Here is a 17,253-nt window from a genome sequence, read left to right as displayed (position 1 = left end):
GGCCACGAAGACCCCGAGCGCCCCGAGCCCCGCCACCGTGGTGCGCCAGGGCGCCCAGCGCAGCACCAGCACGCCGAGGAAGACCACCGCGGTCACTGCGACCACCACGCCGCCCCGGTCGTGCGTGGCCATCGCGTACCCGGCGGCCGCGCCCGTCCCCGCCGCGTACCAGGCACGATGCCGGGCCGGGCCGTCGCTGAGCCAGCCGTGCATGCAGAGCAGCCAGGCCAGGATCAGCACCGGCAGGACGGTGTCCGACATGGCGAACTCGGAGTAGAAGATCACCGGCGGCAGCAGCGCGGTGACGCCGGCGAAGACGTACGCCAGCAGCCGGCGGAGGCCGAGGCGGCGCAGCGCCAGGAAGGCCAGCGGGAAGACCAGCGCGTTCAGCAGCGCGTTGATCCCCATCACCAGGTGGTAGGCCGTGACGGGGTCGTCGGCTATCCGCAGCGCCGGGGAGATCAGCAGCGGGTAGCCGCCGGGGATCACCACGCCGACCGGCATCTCGGTGGTCGGCCGGCCGGCCAGCACCCGGGCCAGGACGAGATAGGAGTCCTCGTCGGGGTGTACGGACGGGTAGTTCAGGTGCCGGACGAGCACCAGCCGGAAGAGCACCTCCACGGCGTAGCCGACGAGCAGCGCCGCCGGCCAGAACCAGCGGCGGCCCCGGGCCTGGTCGAACCGCCGCACCCCCCGGGCCACGAGGCCCACCGGTCGCGTCGCGCCGACCGGATCACTGCTCTCCCGGACGCCGTCCCGGCGTTCTTCGACGGTCTCTGTTGAAGTCTGCTGCACTGATCTCCGACTCTTCCCCTGATAGCCCGGCTCTGAGATGGATGCGGCAGGCCGGCCGGCCTGTCCGCGGCCCGCCCGGCAGCCCGGAGGGCTCGGCTCGGTCGGGCCGGGCGCGGTCGGCGCCGACGACTCGCACGCTGTGTTCGCTCGCTCCCTGCCACGCCGGTGGGCGGGCGGCGTCCGCCACCTGACCGCCCGGGCACGCAGCCGTGCCCGGGGCACCGGCGAGGGCGGTGCCCCGAAGCGGGGTCGGCTCTCGCATGAAGCGTCCTGTCACGCAGTCATATATATCGTTGATCTACATATAGCGTCCAGCCAATCCGGCGCCGAAGACGGAAGAACGCGGCGGCGACCCCGACCGCGGCCTTCCGCCGCGGGCCTCAGCCCGCCAGGGCGGCGCGGTGGGCGCGCCAGCGGTCCAGCAGACCGTCCAGCTCGCCGATCATGAACTCGAAGAACTCGGCGCTCTCGGCCAGCCGTTCACCGGCGACACTGTCCGGACCGAGCGTGGACTCACCGTCCCTCAGCACCCGCACCCAGCGCACCAGCAGTTCGTCACGCCGGGCCAGGGAGGCGAACCAGACGTCGTCGAACACCCGGTAGCGGTCGCGGCGCGAACCGGGCTCGCGCTCCTTGGAGACCAGGCCCGTCTGGCTGAGATAGCGCATCGCCCCGGAGACGGCCGCCGGGCTGATCCGCAGCCGCTCGGAGAGCTCGGCGGAGGTGAGCACGCCGCTGTCCTCGGCCATCAGGCAGGAGAAGACCCGGGCCGGCATCCGGGGAAACCCGGCCACCGTCAGCTCGGCCGCGAACCGCTCGACGAACTCCGAGACCGCCCCGGCGTCCCGCTCTTCCCGCTTCACCCGCACACCTTCCTCCAAGCGCCACATCCGCGTCCGCCCCGACTTTAGCGCCTTCCCAATATTCACGTTTTTCTGAAACTACGGTATCTTCAGGAGCATGACGAAGGCAATCGCCCTGTCCGGCCTCCGCAAGTCCTTCGGCCGGACCACCGCGCTGGACGGCCTCGACCTCACGGTCGAGACCGGCGAGGTGCACGGCTTCCTCGGGCCCAACGGCGCCGGGAAGTCCACCACCATCCGGGTGCTGCTGGGCCTGCTGCGGGCCGACGGCGGCACCGCCAGGCTGCTCGGCAAGGACCCGTGGAACGACGCCGTCGAGCTGCACCGCCGCCTCGCCTACGTCCCCGGCGACGTCGAACTCTGGCCGAACCTCACCGGCGGCGAGGCCATCGACCTGCTCGCCCGGCTGCACGGCAACCACGACCGCCGCCGCCGCGACGAACTGGTCGAACGCTTCGACCTCGACCCGACCAAGAAGGGCCGCGCCTACTCCAAGGGCAACCGGCAGAAGGTCGCCATCGTCGCCGCGCTGGCCTCCGACGCCGAGCTGCTGCTGCTCGACGAGCCGACCGCGGGCCTCGACCCGCTGATGGAGGTCGTCTTCCAGGACGTCGTCCTCCAGGCCAAACGGCAGGGGCGGACCATCCTGCTCTCCAGCCACATCCTGGCCCAGGTGGAGAAGCTCGGCGACCGGGTCAGCATCATCCGCCGGGGCCGGGTGGTGCAGAGCGGCACCCTCGGCGAACTGCGCCACCTCACCCGGACCACCATCGAGGCCGAGACCCAGCGGCCGGTCACCGGCCTGGCGGACCTGCCCGGCGTCCACGGCGTCCGCACCGACGGCAACCGGGTCCACTTCGCCGTGGACGGCGCCCGGTTGGACGCCGCCGTCCAGCGGCTCGGCGCGGCCGGACTGCGCAGCCTGGTCAGCCACCCGCCCACGCTGGAGGAGCTGATGCTGCGCCACTACGGCGACGAGCTGGCCGCGAACGGCCACCGCGGCACCGGCGACGAGCGCGACGGCGGGGCCCCGCGATGACCGCCACCACCGCCGCCTCCGCCGGCACGGCGGCCGGCCGCCCCCGGCCTCCCGGTGGCGTGCTGGCCGGCACCGGCGCGCTGCTCCGTTTCGACCTGCGGCGGGACCGCCTCCGCCTCCCGGCCTGGGTGCTCGGCCTGGGCCTGCTGACGCTCTCCACCGCGAACAGCCTCCACACCGTCTACCCGACCGCCGCCGACCGCGCCTCGATCGCCCGGGCCTCCGACAGCCCGGCGGTGCTCGCCCTGACCGGGCCCGCCCACTACCTGGGCGACTACACCTACGGCGCCATGCTCGGGCACCGGATGCTGGGTCTGATGACCGTCCTGGCCGGTCTGATGAGCATCCTGATCATCACCCGGCACACCCGGGCCGAGGAGGAGAGCGGCCGCGCCGAACTCGTCCGCTCCACCGCGGTCGGCCGCCACGCCCAGCTCACAGCCGCGCTCGCCACCGCCGCCGTCGCCAACCTCGCGCTCGCCCTGCTGCTCGCCGCCGGGCTGCCCGCCCTCGGCGTCCCCGGCATCACCGCCGGCGGCGCCCTGCTGTACGGAGCGGCACACGCCGCCGCCGGACTGCTGTTCGCCGCCGTGGCCGCCGTCGCCGTCCAGTTCACCGCGCACACCCGGACCGCCTCCGGCCTGGCCCTCGCCGTACTGGGCGCCGCCTACGCCCTGCGCGCGGCCGGGGACGCCGGTGGCAACGGACTGTCCTGGGCCTCCCCGGTCGGCTGGCTCCAGCGCACCTACGTCTTCGTCGACGACCGCTGGTGGCCGCTGCCGCCGGTGCTCGCCCTCGCCGCCACCACCGGCGCGGCGGCGTTCGCGCTCAGCACCCGGCGCGATGTCGGCGCCGGGCTGCGCGCCACCCGCCCCGGCCCGCCCGTCGGCAGCCCCGCGCTCGGCACCGCGCTCGGCTTCCCGCTGCGGCTCCACCGCGGCCTGCTGGGCGGCTTCGCGGTGGCGCTGGTGCTGCTCGGCGCGATGTACGGCTCACTGCTCGGCGGCGCCGACTCGATGCTGAAGGACGTCGAACAGCTCAGGGACGCCCTGGCGCGGCTCGGCGGCCATTCCCTCGCCGACTCCTTCGCCGCCATGACCATGCTGGTCGTCGCCGTGGTGGGCGCCGTCTACGCGGTGCTGGCCACGCTTCGCCCGCGCGCGGAGGAGGCCGCCGGGCGGGCCGAACCGGTGCTCGCCACCGGCCTCTCCCGCACCCGCTGGCTGGGCGGCCATCTGACGGTCGCGCTGCTCGGATCCACCGCGCTGATGCTGGCGACCGGTCTCGGCTTCGGCCTCGCGGGCGCGGTCTCCACCGGCGACGGGGGCGCGTTCCTACGGCTGACCGGCGCGGCCCTGGCGTTCGCGCCCGCCCAGTGGGTGACGGTGGGTTTCGCCGCGGCCGTGTACGGCTGGCTGCCCAGAGCCGCGCCGCTGGCCTGGCTCGTCCCGGCCTACGCCTTCGTGATCGGCTACCTCGGCCCGCTGCTGAAGCTGCCGGACGCGCTGAACCGGCTCTCGCCGTTCGGCCAGGTGCCCCGGCTCCCGGCGGCCGGGATGAACTGGACGCCGCTCGCCGCACTCACCCTGGTCGCGGCCGCCCTGCTCGCCCTCGGCCTGGCCGGGTTCAAGCGGCGCGACCTGGAACTCACCTGACCCACCCGGCTCACCCGGCCCACGGCGCCCGGGGCCGGTGAACAGCCCGCGGGGCCCGTCCGGTTCGTCCCGGACGGGCCCCGCGGCGTCGCCGTCACAGGTACTTGACCAGCTCCGGCATCAGGTCCTGGAAGGTACGGCCGCTGGCCGGCTGGCCGATCGCGGCCATCTGCCAACCGGCGGGCGTGCGCTGCACCTTGGCCATGATCTGGGCGGTGTACGGACCGCCGCCGGTCAGCGTGTAGCGGGCCAGCTCGGCGCCGGTCTGCTCGTCCACCAGGCGGCAGAAGGCGTTCTCGACCTCCTGGAAGGTCTGCCCGGTGAAGGAGTTGACGGTGAAGAGGATCTGGTCGACCACCGCCGGGACCTGGGTCAGGTCCACCGTGATCGACTCGTCGTCGGTGGCGTCGCCCGCGCCGCCGGTCAGGTTGTCACCGCTGTGCCGCACCGAACCGTCGTTGCTGGTGAGGTGCTGGAAGAACACCACGTCCACCGGCTTGCCCTCGGAGAACAGCACGGCCGAGGCGTCCAGGTCGATCTCCTGCGAGGCCAGCAGCTTGGCGAAGAACCCCTTGCGCTGGACGGCCCGCCAGCCGAGACCCATCCGCACCACGCCCAACCGACCGCCGCCCGGCTTCTCCAGGCTCAGCTTCTGCCCCTTGGCCAGCGAAACGCTCATCGCGCCCTCCTCGTTCCTCCGCCTGCGCACCCTGAATCTACAGCACTGTAGAGCGGCCGGGTCCGCACGAGTCGCCTCTGGGAAACCCCGTACCCCGCTTCTACGATCATCACCACACGATCCTGGCACCGGGAGGGGTACGCGATGACCGACACGCACCACGACACGGACCGCGCCACGTCCGACAGCACCACCGGCACCACCGGCAGCACCGGCAGCACGGCCGACGGCCCACCCGCCGCCGCACCCGTCGACCCGCTCCACGCCGAACTGGACCGCCGCGCGGCCGAGATCGCCGACCAGGTGATCCGCTGGCGCCGCCATCTGCACGCCCACCCCGAGCTCCCCAACCGCGAGGCCGGCACCGCCGCGCTGATCGCCGACCACCTGCGCGCGCTCGGCCTGGACGAGGTGCGCACCGGCATCGCCGGCCACGGCGTGGTCGGCGTGCTGCGCGGCGGCCGCCCGGGTACGGGGGTGATCGCGCTGCGCGCCGACACCGACGCGCTGCCGGTGCCGGACCGCTGCGGCACCGACTTCGCCTCCACGGTCGTGGACGCCGACTACCCTGGCGGCCCGTTCCCCGTCTCGCACGCCTGCGGTCACGACTGCCACGCCGCGATCCTGCTGGGCGCGGCCACCGTCCTGGCCGGCGTCCGGGGGGAGCTTCCGGGCACGGTGCTGTTCGTCTTCCAGCCCGCCGAGGAGGGCCCGCCGGTGGACGAGCCGGGCGGGGCGCGCGTGATGCTCGCCGAGGGTGCGCTCGCCGACCCCGCGCCGTCCATGGTGTTCGGCCTGCACGTCACATCGGACCCGAAGGGGCACGTCGGCTACCACGCGGGCTACCAGCTGAGCGCCTCCCGGCTGGTCCGGATCGTGATCACCGGCCGGCAGACGCACGGGTCCTCGCCCTGGCGGGGCGAGGACCCGATGCCCGCCGCCGGGGCCGTGCTCACCGGGATCGGCCAGCTCTACCGGCAGCGCTCGGCCTACGACCCGGTCGCGGTCACCATCGGGCACCTGGAGGACGTCGGCCGGTTCAACATCATCGGCGAGCAGGTCACCCTCTGGGGCACCATCCGGTGCGCCGTCGAGTCGGAGATGGCCGAGGTGGAGAAGCGCCTGGCGACGCTGGCCGAGCACACCGCCCTGGCGTACAACTGCACGGCGCGGGTGGACTATCTCCAGCCGGTACCCGCCCTGCACAACCGGCCGGAGTGGGTGGCGGCGGCGCTGCCGACCTTCCGTCGGGTGGTGGGCGCGGACCGGGTCGCCGAGGTGCAACCCTCGCTCGGGTACGACGACGTCTCGGAGTTCGTCAACGCGTTCGGCGGGCTGTACGTGATGCTCGGCGTGCAGGACACCGAGCGCACCGCCGAGGGCACGGTCGTCCCGGTGCCGGGCGGGCGCGGGGTGGCGGTCAACCACAACCCGCACTTCTACGCCGACGACGACACTCTGGTCACCGGTGTCCGGCTGCACGTCAACGTCGCCTGGGACCACCTCACGGGTGCGCTGGAGCCCGCCGGGGACTGACCCGGCGGGGCTGGACCGGGAACCGGGGGCGGGCCCCGGTTCCCGGTTCCCGGTTCCCGGTTCAGCCCCCGGCCTGCCGCCAGGCACCGAACCCTGCTCCCCCGCCGTTGGCCGGCGGCCGGTTCCCGGCGGGCGCGCCAGGGACTACGCCCGGAGCTCTCTCGTTCCGCCCTCGCTTGCCCCTTCGGGCGGATGCGAGGATGCGGGAATGTACAGGTATCTGACCGTTCGCTCGGACTGTCGCTACAGCGAGAGCACCCCGGCGTCTGTGCTGGTGGAGTGCCTGGACTCGGTGCCCGGCCTTCGGAGGACCGACCTCGCCTTCTACGAGGCCGAGGGTGGCCCTGACTGGCTCCATGTGACCCTCGCCGCGTGCGACAGCACCGGTAGCTACGCCGTCCACGAGGGCACGGTGCCCCAGCGGGTCAACGTGGTGGAGCTGATCTGCTCCTCGGGCGGCGGCCCCCCGGCCTACGAAGCCGCACAGGCACTGGCGGCGAGGATGGCCGCTCTGCTCGCGTGGGAGGTGGCGGACCCCGAGAGCGACGAAGTCCTGCACACAGGGCGCCGGTCGGCGACCTCCGGCGGAGACCGCCGCTGGAACTCCGGCGCGTGACACCGGAGGGCCCGCAGAGCAGCTTCAGGTGATCCACGGACAGGGCTGAAGAGCTCCCGGCAGGCAGGAATTGCGTGGCGGCAGTCGCAGGATCCGGCGGTGGTCACGCCAGTGGCCGGCGAGGATGGCGAAGCTCGGCGCGCAGGCTCCGAGCTGCGGCAGTGCGTCGTGCACGGCGTTGCGGAACCGGCCGCGTCCAGTCCGGTGGGGACCTTGATGCCGAGCACCAGCGGTGTCAGGGCGATCAGCCGGTGCGGGCTCTTCTCGTCGGATCTCCCGTTGCTCACCCGGCCCAGCGTCGTCCGGCCCCGCCGCAGGGCCCCCGTTGCGCCGACGGTGGGCGCGCCCACCGGGCCTGGCCCGGGGCGCTGTCGCCGGTCGGCCAGGATGCGCCCGCTACCCGCGCTCCAGCCGGACCAGGGCATCGACGGCCTCGGCGGCCACCGGGTGGACCGGGTCTGCGTCGGGTGTCCGCCGGTGACCGGCCTCGGCGGTCACCGGGCGGCGGACGCGTTCCGCCCGGACGGTGCGCAGGCCGGTGGACGCGAGGTCGGCGAGCACGTCGTCCGGGGTGAACAGGACGCGCGGGTCCTGCGGGCCGCCGATGCCCTCGGTGAGGTTGGTGGTGTCGTGGCCGACCACCAGCAGGGTGCCGCCGGGGGCGAGCGCGGCGGCGGCGCGGCGCAGCGCCGCCCGGCGTTCGGCGGCCGGCAGGTGGAGGTAGGCGACCAGGACCAGGTCGTAGCCGTCGGCCGGGAGTTCGAAGGTGCGGGCGTCGCCGTGCCGCCAGGTGAGCCGGTCGGCGACCTCGTCGGGCAGGGCGGCGGTGAGCCGTTCGGCCCGTTCGACGGCGACCGCGGAGTAGTCGAGGCCGGTGACCTGCCAGCCCTGGCGGGCCAGCCAGATGCTGTTGCGGCCCTCCCCGGCGGCGACGTCCAGGGCGCGGCCGGGGGTGTGCCCGGTCAGTTCGCGGACCACCCAGCGGTTGGGTTCGGCGCCCCAGACCAGCTCGCTCGCGGCGTACCGGTCGTCCCAGTCCTGGCTGTCCATGGCTCGTCCTTCGTTCGGCGGGTCCGCTTCGTACGGTCACGGTACTGGCGGCGGGCCGGGGAACCCCCGCACGCCGCCGGGACCGCCGACGCTCCGTCGCGGCGCCGGGGCGGTCGGCCCGATCCGGAGGTCCGTCCCGGGGACAGCTCCGGAGGTCCGTCCTGGAGTCCGCCAACCATCCATCGGGCGGGCACCCTTGACGGCGAATATTGGTCCAGTCCAATCTGTGATGTCGTGACACGGTGGCCTCCGGGCCGGCCGTGCCGCGGCACCGTACGCCCAGTTCGTGTCACCCGTCCCCGCGCGCCCCCACAGCGCTCGGTTCGGCTCCCCTGCGGCCCGCCCCGGGCCGTCGCACCGCCGGAAACCCCCACTCATCCGGAGGACATCGCATGCACGACAGAGTCCTGCCCGCACGCCCTGCCACCCGCCGGTCCACCGCGCCCCGCCGGCGCGCCACCGCGCTGGCCCTCGCGGCCACCCTCACCACCGGCAGCGCCGCCCTCGCCCTGTCGCTCAACACGGCCTCGGCTGCCGCGGTCAACCTGCTGACCAACGCCGACTTCGAGACCGGCACCCTGGCCGGCTGGACCTGCGCCAACGGGTCGGTCGTCACCACCCCGGTGCACGGCGGGAGTTACGCGCTCAGCGCCGCCGCCTCCGCCTCCGACACCGCGCAGTGCCAGCAGACGGTCACCGTCCAGCCCAACACCACGTACACCCTGGCCGGCTGGGTCCAGGGCAGCTACGTCTACCTCGGCGCGACCGGCACCGGCGTCAACGCCTCCACCTGGGCGCCCAACGCGACCGGCTGGACGCAGCTGAGCACCACCTTCACCACCGGTGCGAGCACCACCTCGGTGACGGTCTTCACCCACGGCTGGTACGGCACCGGCACCTACCGCGCGGACGACCTCAGCCTGACCGGCCCGGGCGGGCCGACCAGCAGCACCAGCCCCACCGCGTCCAGCAGCCCGACGGCGTCGAGCAGTCCGACCTCGTCCAGCAGCCCGACCGCGTCGAACAGCCCGACGGCCTCCAACAGCCCGACCGGCAGCGCCAGCCCCACCGCGACCGCCACGGCCACCGGCCCGGCCGGCGACGGCAAGGTGACCACGCCCACCGGGGTGACCGTCAGCAAGGTCACCAGCAACGCCGTGGTGCTCAGCTGGCAGCCGTCCACCCTGACCAGCGGCGACGGCCCGGTCTCCTACAAGGTGTACTCCGGCGGCCAGTTGGTGGCGACCTCGATGGGCACCTCGGTGGCCGTCAGCTCGCTGCTGCCCGGCACCGCCTACACCTTCAGCGTCCAGGGCTACTCCGGCACCCACGGCTCCGCCCAGTCCTCGCCGGTGAGCACCACCACCTCCGCCGCGCCCGCGGCGAGCCCGTTCCGGTCGGCCTACTTCGACCAGTGGGGCATCTACGAGAACGCGTACTACCCGAAGAACGTCGACACCAGCGGCGCCGCGAGCAAGCTCGACGTCATCAACTACGCCTTCGCCAACATCCACCCCACCTCGCACACCTGCTTCCAGGCGGTGAAGGCCTCCGACTCGGGCAACGAGAACAACCCCAACGCCGGTGACGGCGCGGGCGACGCCTACGCGGACTACCAGGACAGCTACACCGGCGCCAACAGCGTGGACGGCACCACCGACACCTGGGAGCAGCCGCTCAAGGGCAACTTCAACCAGCTGCGCCAGCTGAAGGCCAAGTACCCGAACCTGCGGTTCACCATCTCGATCGGCGGCTGGACGTACTCCAAGTACTTCTCGGACGCGGCCGCGACCGACGCCTCCCGCAAGGCCTTCGTCTCCTCCTGCGTCGACATGTTCCTCAAGGGGAACCTGCCGACCAACATCGCCGGTGACGCCTCGGGCGGGCAGGCCTCGGCGGCCGGCCTCTTCGACGGCGTGGACCTCGACTGGGAGTACCCGGGCTCGGCCGGCGGTCACACCGGCAACCACTACTCCCCCGCCGACAAGCAGAACTTCACCCTGCTGCTGAAGGAGTTCCGCACCCAGCTGGACGCCCTCGGCTCCGCGCAGGGCAAGCACTTCCTGCTGACGGCGGCGCTGCCGAGCGGCCAGGACAAGATCGCGCTGCTGGAGACCGACAAGATCGGCGCGTACCTGGACTACGCCGACATCATGACCTACGACATGCACGGCGCCTGGGACGCCAAGGGCCCGACCAACCACCAGGACCCGCTGCACGACAGCCCGGCCGACCCGACCACGCCGATCACCCCGGGCACCCGCAAGTACAACGTGGACACCACGCTCGCCGCGTACACCACCGGCCTGCCGGAGTACGGCATCACCGGCGGGTTCCCGGCGAACAAGCTGGTGCTGGGCATCCCGTTCTACTGGCGCGGCTGGACGGGCGTCCCGGCCGGCTCCAACTACGGCCTCTACCAGAGCGCGACCGGCCCGACCGCGGCCAAGCCGCTGAGCCAGGAGGCCGGTCTGGCCGCCTGGAAGGAGCTGACCCCCACCGCGGCCAACACCCACTGGGACCCGGTGACCGAGACCTCGTGGGTCTACGACGGCACCAACTTCTGGACGGGTGACACCCCGCAGGCCATCCAGGCGCGCGGGGCGTACGCCAAGAGCAAGGGCCTGGCCGGCATGTTCGCCTTCTCCCTGGAGAACGACGACGCCTCCGGCACCCTGCTCAACGCGATGAACAGCAGCCTGCACTGACGCACCGTCAGTGAACGGCCAGGGGCCGCGCGGATCGAGGTGATCCGCGCGGCCCCCGCGTGTGTCCGGCGTGGTGTCCGGCGTGTGTGCCCGGCGGGGGTGTCCGGGCGTGGGTGTCCGCCCGCCGCTACCGCTTCCGCGGCACCGGGTCCGCTCCACCGCGCGAGGTCGCGCCCGGACGGCAGCGCAGCAGCCGGCCGACGGTCAGCCGGGCGCCGCGCAGCGCACCGTGCCGGTGCAGCGCCTGGACGGCGTAGGTCGAGCAGGACGGCGTGTAGGGGCAGCAGGCCGGGCGCTTCGGGCTGATCTCGGTCCGGTAGTACCGCACCGCCCCGTACAGCGCGCCCGCCGCGAAGCCCTCGGGAACGGGCGCCGCCCGGTCCGCACCGGTCTCCGGGCCCGCACCGCCCGCCGCGCCCGGCCGCCGTCCGGCGCGAACGCCGGCGAGGGCGAACCGGACGCCCGCGGCCATCATCACCGGGACGAGGGCGATCAGACAGGGGTCGGCGAGGTCGCAGCAGTCGCAGGCGTCCAGGCAGTCGTTGTCGCGCTTCTTCGGCTTGCCGTTGCGGCGCCGGTACTCCTCCCAGGCCCGCCGCTGCTCCCGCCGTCGGAGGCGCTCCGACTCGGGCAGCCACCACCAGGCCCGCTGGGGGCGCTGCGGCGGGAACGAGACGCCGGGGCCGGGCTGCTGGTAGGACACGACGGATGATCCCTTCGGTGCTTCCGCCGGGGCCGACCCCCAACGACCCGGTCAGATTATCCGAGGGCGCGGGCGGCTACGCAGCCGCCCGAACAGCGGTCAGCCGCTGCCGCCGCCCAGGGTCGGGAAGAGGTCGGTGAACGGCTGGGTGGTCACCGAGACGCTGCGGCCGAACGGGTCGTCGAAGTCCCAGATCAGGAAGAGCAGGAAGGCGATCAACGCGCTGAACGCACCCGCCAGGACCAACTCCCTGGCCGAACGCCGGATCTGGAGCGCGAACACCATGCCGACGGTGACCAGCGCCCCGACGATCAGGCCGAACCAGACCACGCCCGGCATGGTCGGACCGGCGTTCTGGCCACGGGCGTTGCGGGCCTCGTCGACGGCGCTGATCCGGTCCATGATCGGCTGGTAGGCCTGGGACTCCAGGTCGCTCTCGGGGGCGTGGGTGGCGACGTCCGCCCGCAGCTTGTCCAGCAGTTCGGTGCCCCGGTCGGAGATCTCGCCGTGCTCGCGCATGTACGTCCACTCGACGTCCACCACGTACGAGACATAGGCGTCCACGTCGGCCCGGACCTTGTCGCGGAACTCGACCGGGTAGACCTGCGCCCGCTCGCTCACCTCGTGCAGCGACTGCGCCTCGCGCAGCGCGTCGTCCTGGGCGGCGCCGCGCGCCTCCCAGACGCCCGCGATGGCGAGGCCGAGCACGATCGCGTAGACCACGCCGATCATCATCGTCATGTACTCGATGACGTCCGGCGTCTCGTCGGAGCTGTCGCCCTCGCGCACCCTGCGGTGCCTCAGCAGCACCACCGCCACCACGACGGCGCAGGCCGCCGACATGGCGATGGCCAGCGCCAACCACTCGGACATGGGAACTCCCTTCCTGCTTCTTGGGGGTGGATCTCTCGTCGTGGCCGGGGGCCCGCCCACGGGCGGGCGGACCCGGCTTCGGGACCGGCCGCCCCAGCGGCAACCGGCCTCGGCAGTGGCCGACTTCAGGAGCTGCCGACCTCAGGGGAAGCCCGCCTCAGGACCGGCCGGAGCCGCCGCGTCCGGACCCGCCGCGCGGGCGCAGGACCGCTGCCGCGAGCACGGCCGGCACGGTGACCAGCAGCATCGTCCGGGTGGGCGACGTGCCGTGCCGACGCTCCGGGGCGGGCGGGGGCGGGGGCGGGGCCGGCGGCAGCCGGAGCGGCTTCGCGGCGGGTGTCGCCCGCACCGGGCTGGGGGCCGCCGGGCTCGGCGCGACGGTCGGCGCCGGCGGTTCGGGCGGTTTGGGCGGCGCGGGCGGTTTGGGCGCGGGAGCCGGGGGCGGTACGGCCGGCCGTACATCCGGCGTCGGCGAGGGTTTGGGCTCCGGCCGGGGCGACGCGGGCGGCGGGGTGGGTGCGGACGTGGGTGTGGGCGCGGGCGGCGGCACCGGCACGGGGGGCGGCGTCGGAGTCGGGGTCGGCGTGAAGCTGGGTGTCGGCGTCGGCGTCACAGTCGGCTTCGGCGTCGGCGTGGGCGTGGGGCTGGGCGTCACAGTCGGCGTCGGGCTCGGACACGGGTGGTGGTGGTGTCCGCCGGAGTGGTCGGGCTTGGGGTGGTGCGGCTGCGGATGGTGCAGGACCCCGGAGAGGTCGACGGAGACGCCCACCTCCACGTCGACGTCCACCTCGACACCCACGCCGCCCTTGCCGACCGAAACCGAGACGTCCGTCCCGGCGGAGACACAGGTCTCGACGACGACCGGACCGTGCGGGCGCCCCCCGCCGTGGTGCCCGGCGGGCCGGGCGGCGGCCGCGCCGCTCAGCAGCGCGCAGAGCGCGGCCACCCCGGCCGCCGCCCCGGCCACCCGGACTCCGCGCCCGGGAGCGCCGACGGCAGCGCCGCCGCTCCTCGCGAAGGTCAGCTCTCGGGTCACGGCTGACCGTCCATCGGTATCCGTCGGCTGCTGGGGCTGCGGCATGGGCTCCCTACACCTCTCGCGTTCTCAGGAGGGTCGGCCGGTACGGGGAGAGCCGACGCCGGACGGCCCGCCTCCGGGGGCGGGTCGTCCGGGCGCGGCCTCGCTCAGGCGCGGCCGTGCGCGATCTCGACGTTCTCCAGCACGCCGACGGCGTCGGGCACCAGGATCGCGGCCGAGTAGTAGGCGCTGACCAGGTAGGAGATGATCGCCTTCTCGCTGATCCCCATGAAGCGGACCGAGAGGCTCGGCTGGTACTCGTCCGGGATCCCGGTCTGGTGCAGGCCGATGACGCCCTGGTTGTCCTCGCCCGTCCGGATCACCAGGATCGAGCTGGTGTTCTCCTTGGTGATCGGGATCTTGTTGCACGGCAGGATCGGCACCCCGCGCCACGCCGGAACCTGCTGCCCGCCGAGGTCGACATGGTGGGGGTAGAGCCCGCGCGAGTTCAGCTCACGGCCGATGGCGGCGATGGTGCGCGGGTGGGCGAGCAGGTAGTCAGGGTCACGGCGGCGGTTGAGCAGCTCGTCGAGGTCGTCCGGGGTGGGCGGACCGGAGTGGGTCTGGATCCGCTGGTCGAAGTCGGCGTTGTTGAGCAGGCCGAACTCCGGGTTGTTGACGATCTCGTGCTCCTGGCGCTCGCGCAGCGCCTCGATGGTCAGCCGGAGCTGGTGCTCGATCTGGTTCATCGGCTGGTTGTAGAGGTCGGCGACCCTGGTGTGCACCTTGAGCACGGTCTGCGCGACGCTCAGCTCGTACTCGCGCGGCTTCAGCTCGTAGTCCACGAAGGCGCCTGGCAGCTCGTACTCGCCGTGGTGGCCCGCCGACAGCGCGATCTCGGCCTCGCCGCGCTCGTTCTGGGCCTGCTGCGGCAGGGTCAGGAACTCGCGCAGGTGCTCCTGGAGCGCCGTGGAGCCGTCCCGAACGGTCTGGAACTGCCGCCGGGGCAGCGAGAGGACGGTACCGGCGGTGACGGTCTTGGCGGTGAACTCCCAGACGGCGTCCGGGTCGAGCACCGCGGTCTCGCCGAAGCGGTCGCCGTCACCGAGGACGCCGACCACGGTGTCGTCGCCGTACTTGCCGGTGCCGATCTTGTTGATCTTGCCGTGGGCGATGAGGTAGATCCGGTCGGCCGGCGCGCCCGCCTCGGCGAGCACCTCGCCCGGCCCGAAGTCCCGCTGCTCACAGCGGTCGGCGAGGGCGGTCAGCACCTCGTCGTCCTCGAAGCCGCGCAGCAGGGCGAGTTCACCCAGCTCGCGCGGGATGACCCGGACCTCGGAACCGGTCTTGATGAACTCGATCCGGCCGTCACCGACGGTGTAGGTGAGCCGCCGGTTCACCCGGTAGGCACCACCCGCAGCCTGCACCCAGGGCAGCACCTTGAGCAGCCAGCGGGAGGTGATCTCCTGCATCTGGGGTGCGGACTTGGTGGTGGTGGCGAGGTTGCGGGCAGCGGCCGTGGCGAGGCTCGACTGCTGCGGCACCTGCTGTGACTCCGAGCTGGTGTCCACCGGCATCGGCAGGGTTCTCCTTCATCTGGTCAGGTCGCGCCGGACCCGCCCCGGCGCGAGCCGCGACGTGTCGTCACATATGCGTGGATAATGGGAAGTTGGCGAAGATTCGCAGGGTGGCCGCCGTTTCCGAAGGCCCATCCGGAACCCTAGATCAAAGACGCCCCGCCGGACCGGTCCATGCAGAAGGTGCCGCCCGATAGGGTGAATATCGGCCATGAAGAGGTTGGAATCCCTCGGCCTCCTCTAGACAGATCTTCGAATCCCTGTGCATGCGAATCGCCCGCGCGCCGGAACGCCCCCTTCCGCTCGAACAGCGAAACGGCGAGGTCCGTGGCCCACCGGGGGGCCGCGGACCCAGGGAACGTCCGTTCGACTCTCGAACAGATGCACACATCTCGCAGGCCGACGCTCGGAACGGCGCCCGGACCAACGCCGACTCTCCGGCGAACCAGGACGGCTGTTCGAATGGGGCGGCCGTAACCGGCCGTCCCGGGTGGCCTGTTCGTCGTACCGCGCGACGGACCGGGCGGATGACATCGACGCGGCCCACCACGGGGGCGGTGTCCGGCCCGGGCAGGGCCGGTTCGTACCCGGGGCGGCGCACGGTCGGCCCCGCCGCCCGACGGAAGGGACGGGAGCCATGAACCCAACGACGCGGCCGGCCGTGCAACCCGGGATTCGCGCGCGGGACAAGGCCAGTCAGCCGTGAAGTCAGGCGCTTGGCCGACCGCCCGGCCGGTCCAGGCGGAACGCCTCCATCTCCACGCCGTACCAGCGGTCGGTGCGGCCGAGCGGGCTCATGCCGAGGCGGCGGCAGACGGCCAGGGAGGGCAGGTTGTCGGGGCGGACCAGGGAGTAGACGGTGTCGAGGCCATCGGTGAAGCCCTTGGCGACGGCTCCGCGGGCGGCCTCGGTGGCGAAACCGTGGCCCCAGGAGTCCGGATGGAAGTGCCAGCCGACCTCGACCTCGCCGTCACCGCCGGGGATCGGCACCAGCAGGACGGTACCGGCCACCACGCCCGTGTCCTTGCGTTCGACGGCCCAGACACCGTAGCGCGGGTCGTCCGAGAAGGAGCGGTAGCGGGCGATGACGGCATCCGCCTCGTCGACGTTCTCCAGCGCGCGGGGGGCGCTGCCGAGCCAACGCGACACCTCCCAACGGGAGTAGATGTCGAAATGCCGTTCCCGCTCCTCCTGCGCCCACAGTCGTATCGTCAGCCGCTCGGTAGTGAACATTCCTGCCCCCGTAGGACTTTGACCATCGCATACTCCCAGCACGTGGAATGCGCAGAGGAGTCGATCAGCCACCAGCGTAGGGGCATACCGGGCCGGTACGGCTCAGGCCACCTCGAAGCCCTGCCGGACGCGGTCGAAGCGGCCCGCCGCCAGGTCCTCGTCGGTGATCCAGAACGACACGTTGACGGTCTCGCCCCAGTCCGCGCCCGCCGCCGAGCCCTCGACCTGGAGCAGCGGGCGGTGGCCGGTGGGGCGGCCGGTGTCGGTGTCGCACCAGCCGAGGACCCGGACGTCGGGCCGGGGCAGGTGGTCGCGGAAGTCGGCGGCGAGGTCGAGGGCGATCATGAAGTCGTCCGGGAAGAGGTTCTCCAGCTCGCGGTCCTGGTAGGACGGCGCGGAGAGCGCCCAGTGGGCCCGGACCTCGACGGCCGGCAGCACGGACGCGCCGGCCCCGCTCGCGGGGGCGGGCCCGGGCGGGGCGTCGGCGGGCACCCGCAGGACGCGGCAGCCGTGGCCGCTGAAGTCGGCGAAGCGGTCGTCGTGGAAGAACAGCAGCAGCCCGTCGGCGGGGAGCGGCCACCGGCCGCCGTGCCCGGTGGTGCGGAAGGCCTCGGCCAGTGCGGCGCAGTCGAGCCGGGCGAGCAGTTGCATCGGCCGCCCGGCGGACTCCGGCCAGTCGGTGCCCGCCGGCAGCACGGGCCGTCCGCCGAGGTGCCCGGCCCGCGGGCCTTCGGGGCCCTGCGGACCGGCGTGCAGGGCGAGCGAGGGTCGCAGCAGCCCGTCCACCAGCGGGGCGGTCCGCTCGTCGGCCCGCTCGCGGATCGCCGCGTGCACGGCGTACGGCATCGGGGTCGTCAGGGCCCCGGCGGGGTCGGTGAGCAGCGGTTCGGCCATGGGCGCAAGCCTGC

General features: G+C 73.3%; 15 protein-coding genes. 5 read left to right on the top strand and 10 right to left on the bottom strand.

Annotated elements, in window-relative coordinates; genetic code table 11:
- Both ACIP82_RS07525 and ACIP82_RS07520 read right to left on the bottom strand, forming a co-directional pair.
- The coding region (locus ACIP82_RS07525) for a phospholipid carrier-dependent glycosyltransferase (RefSeq protein WP_400651856.1) at nt 1-795 on the bottom strand (795 nt) is incomplete at its 3' end.
- Between the two features lie 380 nt (nt 796-1,175).
- Complete coding sequence (locus tag ACIP82_RS07520; RefSeq protein ID WP_400651855.1) at nt 1,176-1,685, bottom strand: GbsR/MarR family transcriptional regulator; 510 nt, start codon at nt 1,683-1,685, stop codon at nt 1,176-1,178.
- A 70-nt stretch (nt 1,686-1,755) separates the two neighbouring features.
- On the opposite strand from ACIP82_RS07520, the gene ACIP82_RS07515 reads away from it, so the two are divergent.
- Entirely contained in the window at nt 1,756-2,697 is a 942-nt protein-coding gene (locus ACIP82_RS07515; protein ID WP_400651852.1) for an ABC transporter ATP-binding protein, read from the top strand.
- Nucleotides 2,694-4,352 (top strand): ABC transporter permease, encoded by a 1,659-nt coding sequence (locus ACIP82_RS07510; RefSeq protein WP_400651850.1) that lies wholly within the window; start codon nt 2,694-2,696, stop codon nt 4,350-4,352. The genes ACIP82_RS07515 and ACIP82_RS07510 overlap by 4 nt, the downstream gene beginning before the upstream one ends.
- Before the next feature lie 94 nt (nt 4,353-4,446).
- Here ACIP82_RS07510 and ACIP82_RS07505 read toward each other — a convergent pair whose 3' ends face one another.
- Nucleotides 4,447-5,031, bottom strand: coding sequence for a TerD family protein (locus ACIP82_RS07505; RefSeq protein ID WP_363614475.1), 585 nt, complete (start codon nt 5,029-5,031; stop codon nt 4,447-4,449).
- A gap of 144 nt (nt 5,032-5,175) precedes the next feature.
- Here ACIP82_RS07505 and ACIP82_RS07500 point away from each other — a divergent pair, with 144 nt between their 5' ends.
- Nucleotides 5,176-6,567: a M20 family metallopeptidase gene (locus ACIP82_RS07500; RefSeq protein WP_400651847.1), complete on the top strand. Its 1,392-nt coding sequence runs from the start codon at nt 5,176-5,178 to the stop codon at nt 6,565-6,567.
- A 208-nt stretch (nt 6,568-6,775) separates the two neighbouring features.
- On the top strand, nt 6,776-7,183 hold the full coding sequence (locus ACIP82_RS07495) for a hypothetical protein (protein ID WP_400651844.1): 408 nt from the start codon (nt 6,776-6,778) through the stop codon (nt 7,181-7,183).
- Nucleotides 7,184-7,579: 396 nt separating this feature from the next.
- Here ACIP82_RS07495 and ACIP82_RS07490 read toward each other — a convergent pair whose 3' ends face one another.
- Nucleotides 7,580-8,233, bottom strand: a complete 654-nt coding sequence (locus tag ACIP82_RS07490; RefSeq protein WP_363614484.1) for a class I SAM-dependent methyltransferase — start codon at nt 8,231-8,233, stop codon at nt 7,580-7,582.
- Between the two features lie 392 nt (nt 8,234-8,625).
- Between ACIP82_RS07490 and ACIP82_RS07485 the strand changes: the two genes are divergently transcribed.
- Nucleotides 8,626-10,941 carry a glycosyl hydrolase family 18 protein gene (locus tag ACIP82_RS07485; RefSeq protein WP_400651841.1) on the top strand — a complete coding sequence of 772 codons (2,316 nt, stop codon included), beginning with the start codon at nt 8,626-8,628 and terminating at the stop codon, nt 10,939-10,941.
- 127 nt (nt 10,942-11,068) lie between these two features.
- On the opposite strand, the gene yidD is transcribed toward ACIP82_RS07485, so the two are convergent.
- From yidD to ACIP82_RS07455, 6 genes are all read right to left on the bottom strand, one after another.
- Nucleotides 11,069-11,644 carry a membrane protein insertion efficiency factor YidD gene (gene yidD / locus ACIP82_RS07480; RefSeq protein ID WP_400651839.1) on the bottom strand — a complete coding sequence of 192 codons (576 nt, stop codon included), beginning with the start codon at nt 11,642-11,644 and terminating at the stop codon, nt 11,069-11,071.
- A 99-nt stretch (nt 11,645-11,743) separates the two neighbouring features.
- Nucleotides 11,744-12,517, bottom strand: a complete 774-nt coding sequence (locus ACIP82_RS07475; protein WP_400651836.1) for a hypothetical protein — start codon at nt 12,515-12,517, stop codon at nt 11,744-11,746.
- Between the two features lie 157 nt (nt 12,518-12,674).
- Nucleotides 12,675-13,553 carry a hypothetical protein gene (locus ACIP82_RS07470; protein WP_400651834.1) on the bottom strand — a complete coding sequence of 293 codons (879 nt, stop codon included), beginning with the start codon at nt 13,551-13,553 and terminating at the stop codon, nt 12,675-12,677.
- Nucleotides 13,554-13,702: 149 nt separating this feature from the next.
- Nucleotides 13,703-15,112, bottom strand: a complete 1,410-nt coding sequence (locus tag ACIP82_RS07465; RefSeq protein WP_363614494.1) for a family 2B encapsulin nanocompartment shell protein — start codon at nt 15,110-15,112, stop codon at nt 13,703-13,705.
- A gap of 708 nt (nt 15,113-15,820) precedes the next feature.
- Nucleotides 15,821-16,345 carry a GNAT family N-acetyltransferase gene (locus tag ACIP82_RS07460; protein ID WP_400651831.1) on the bottom strand — a complete coding sequence of 175 codons (525 nt, stop codon included), beginning with the start codon at nt 16,343-16,345 and terminating at the stop codon, nt 15,821-15,823.
- Nucleotides 16,346-16,447: 102 nt separating this feature from the next.
- Nucleotides 16,448-17,239 (bottom strand): DUF1963 domain-containing protein, encoded by a 792-nt coding sequence (locus ACIP82_RS07455; protein WP_363614498.1) that lies wholly within the window; start codon nt 17,237-17,239, stop codon nt 16,448-16,450.
- Nucleotides 17,240-17,253: the final 14 nt, after the last annotated feature.

Origin of the sequence: Kitasatospora sp. NPDC088548 (genome assembly GCF_044753005.1) — a bacterium.
Taxonomy (GTDB): Bacteria; Actinomycetota; Actinomycetes; order Streptomycetales; family Streptomycetaceae; genus Kitasatospora.
Note: the sequence above shows the minus strand (reverse complement) of the source record. Positions and strands in the feature narration are given on the sequence as shown.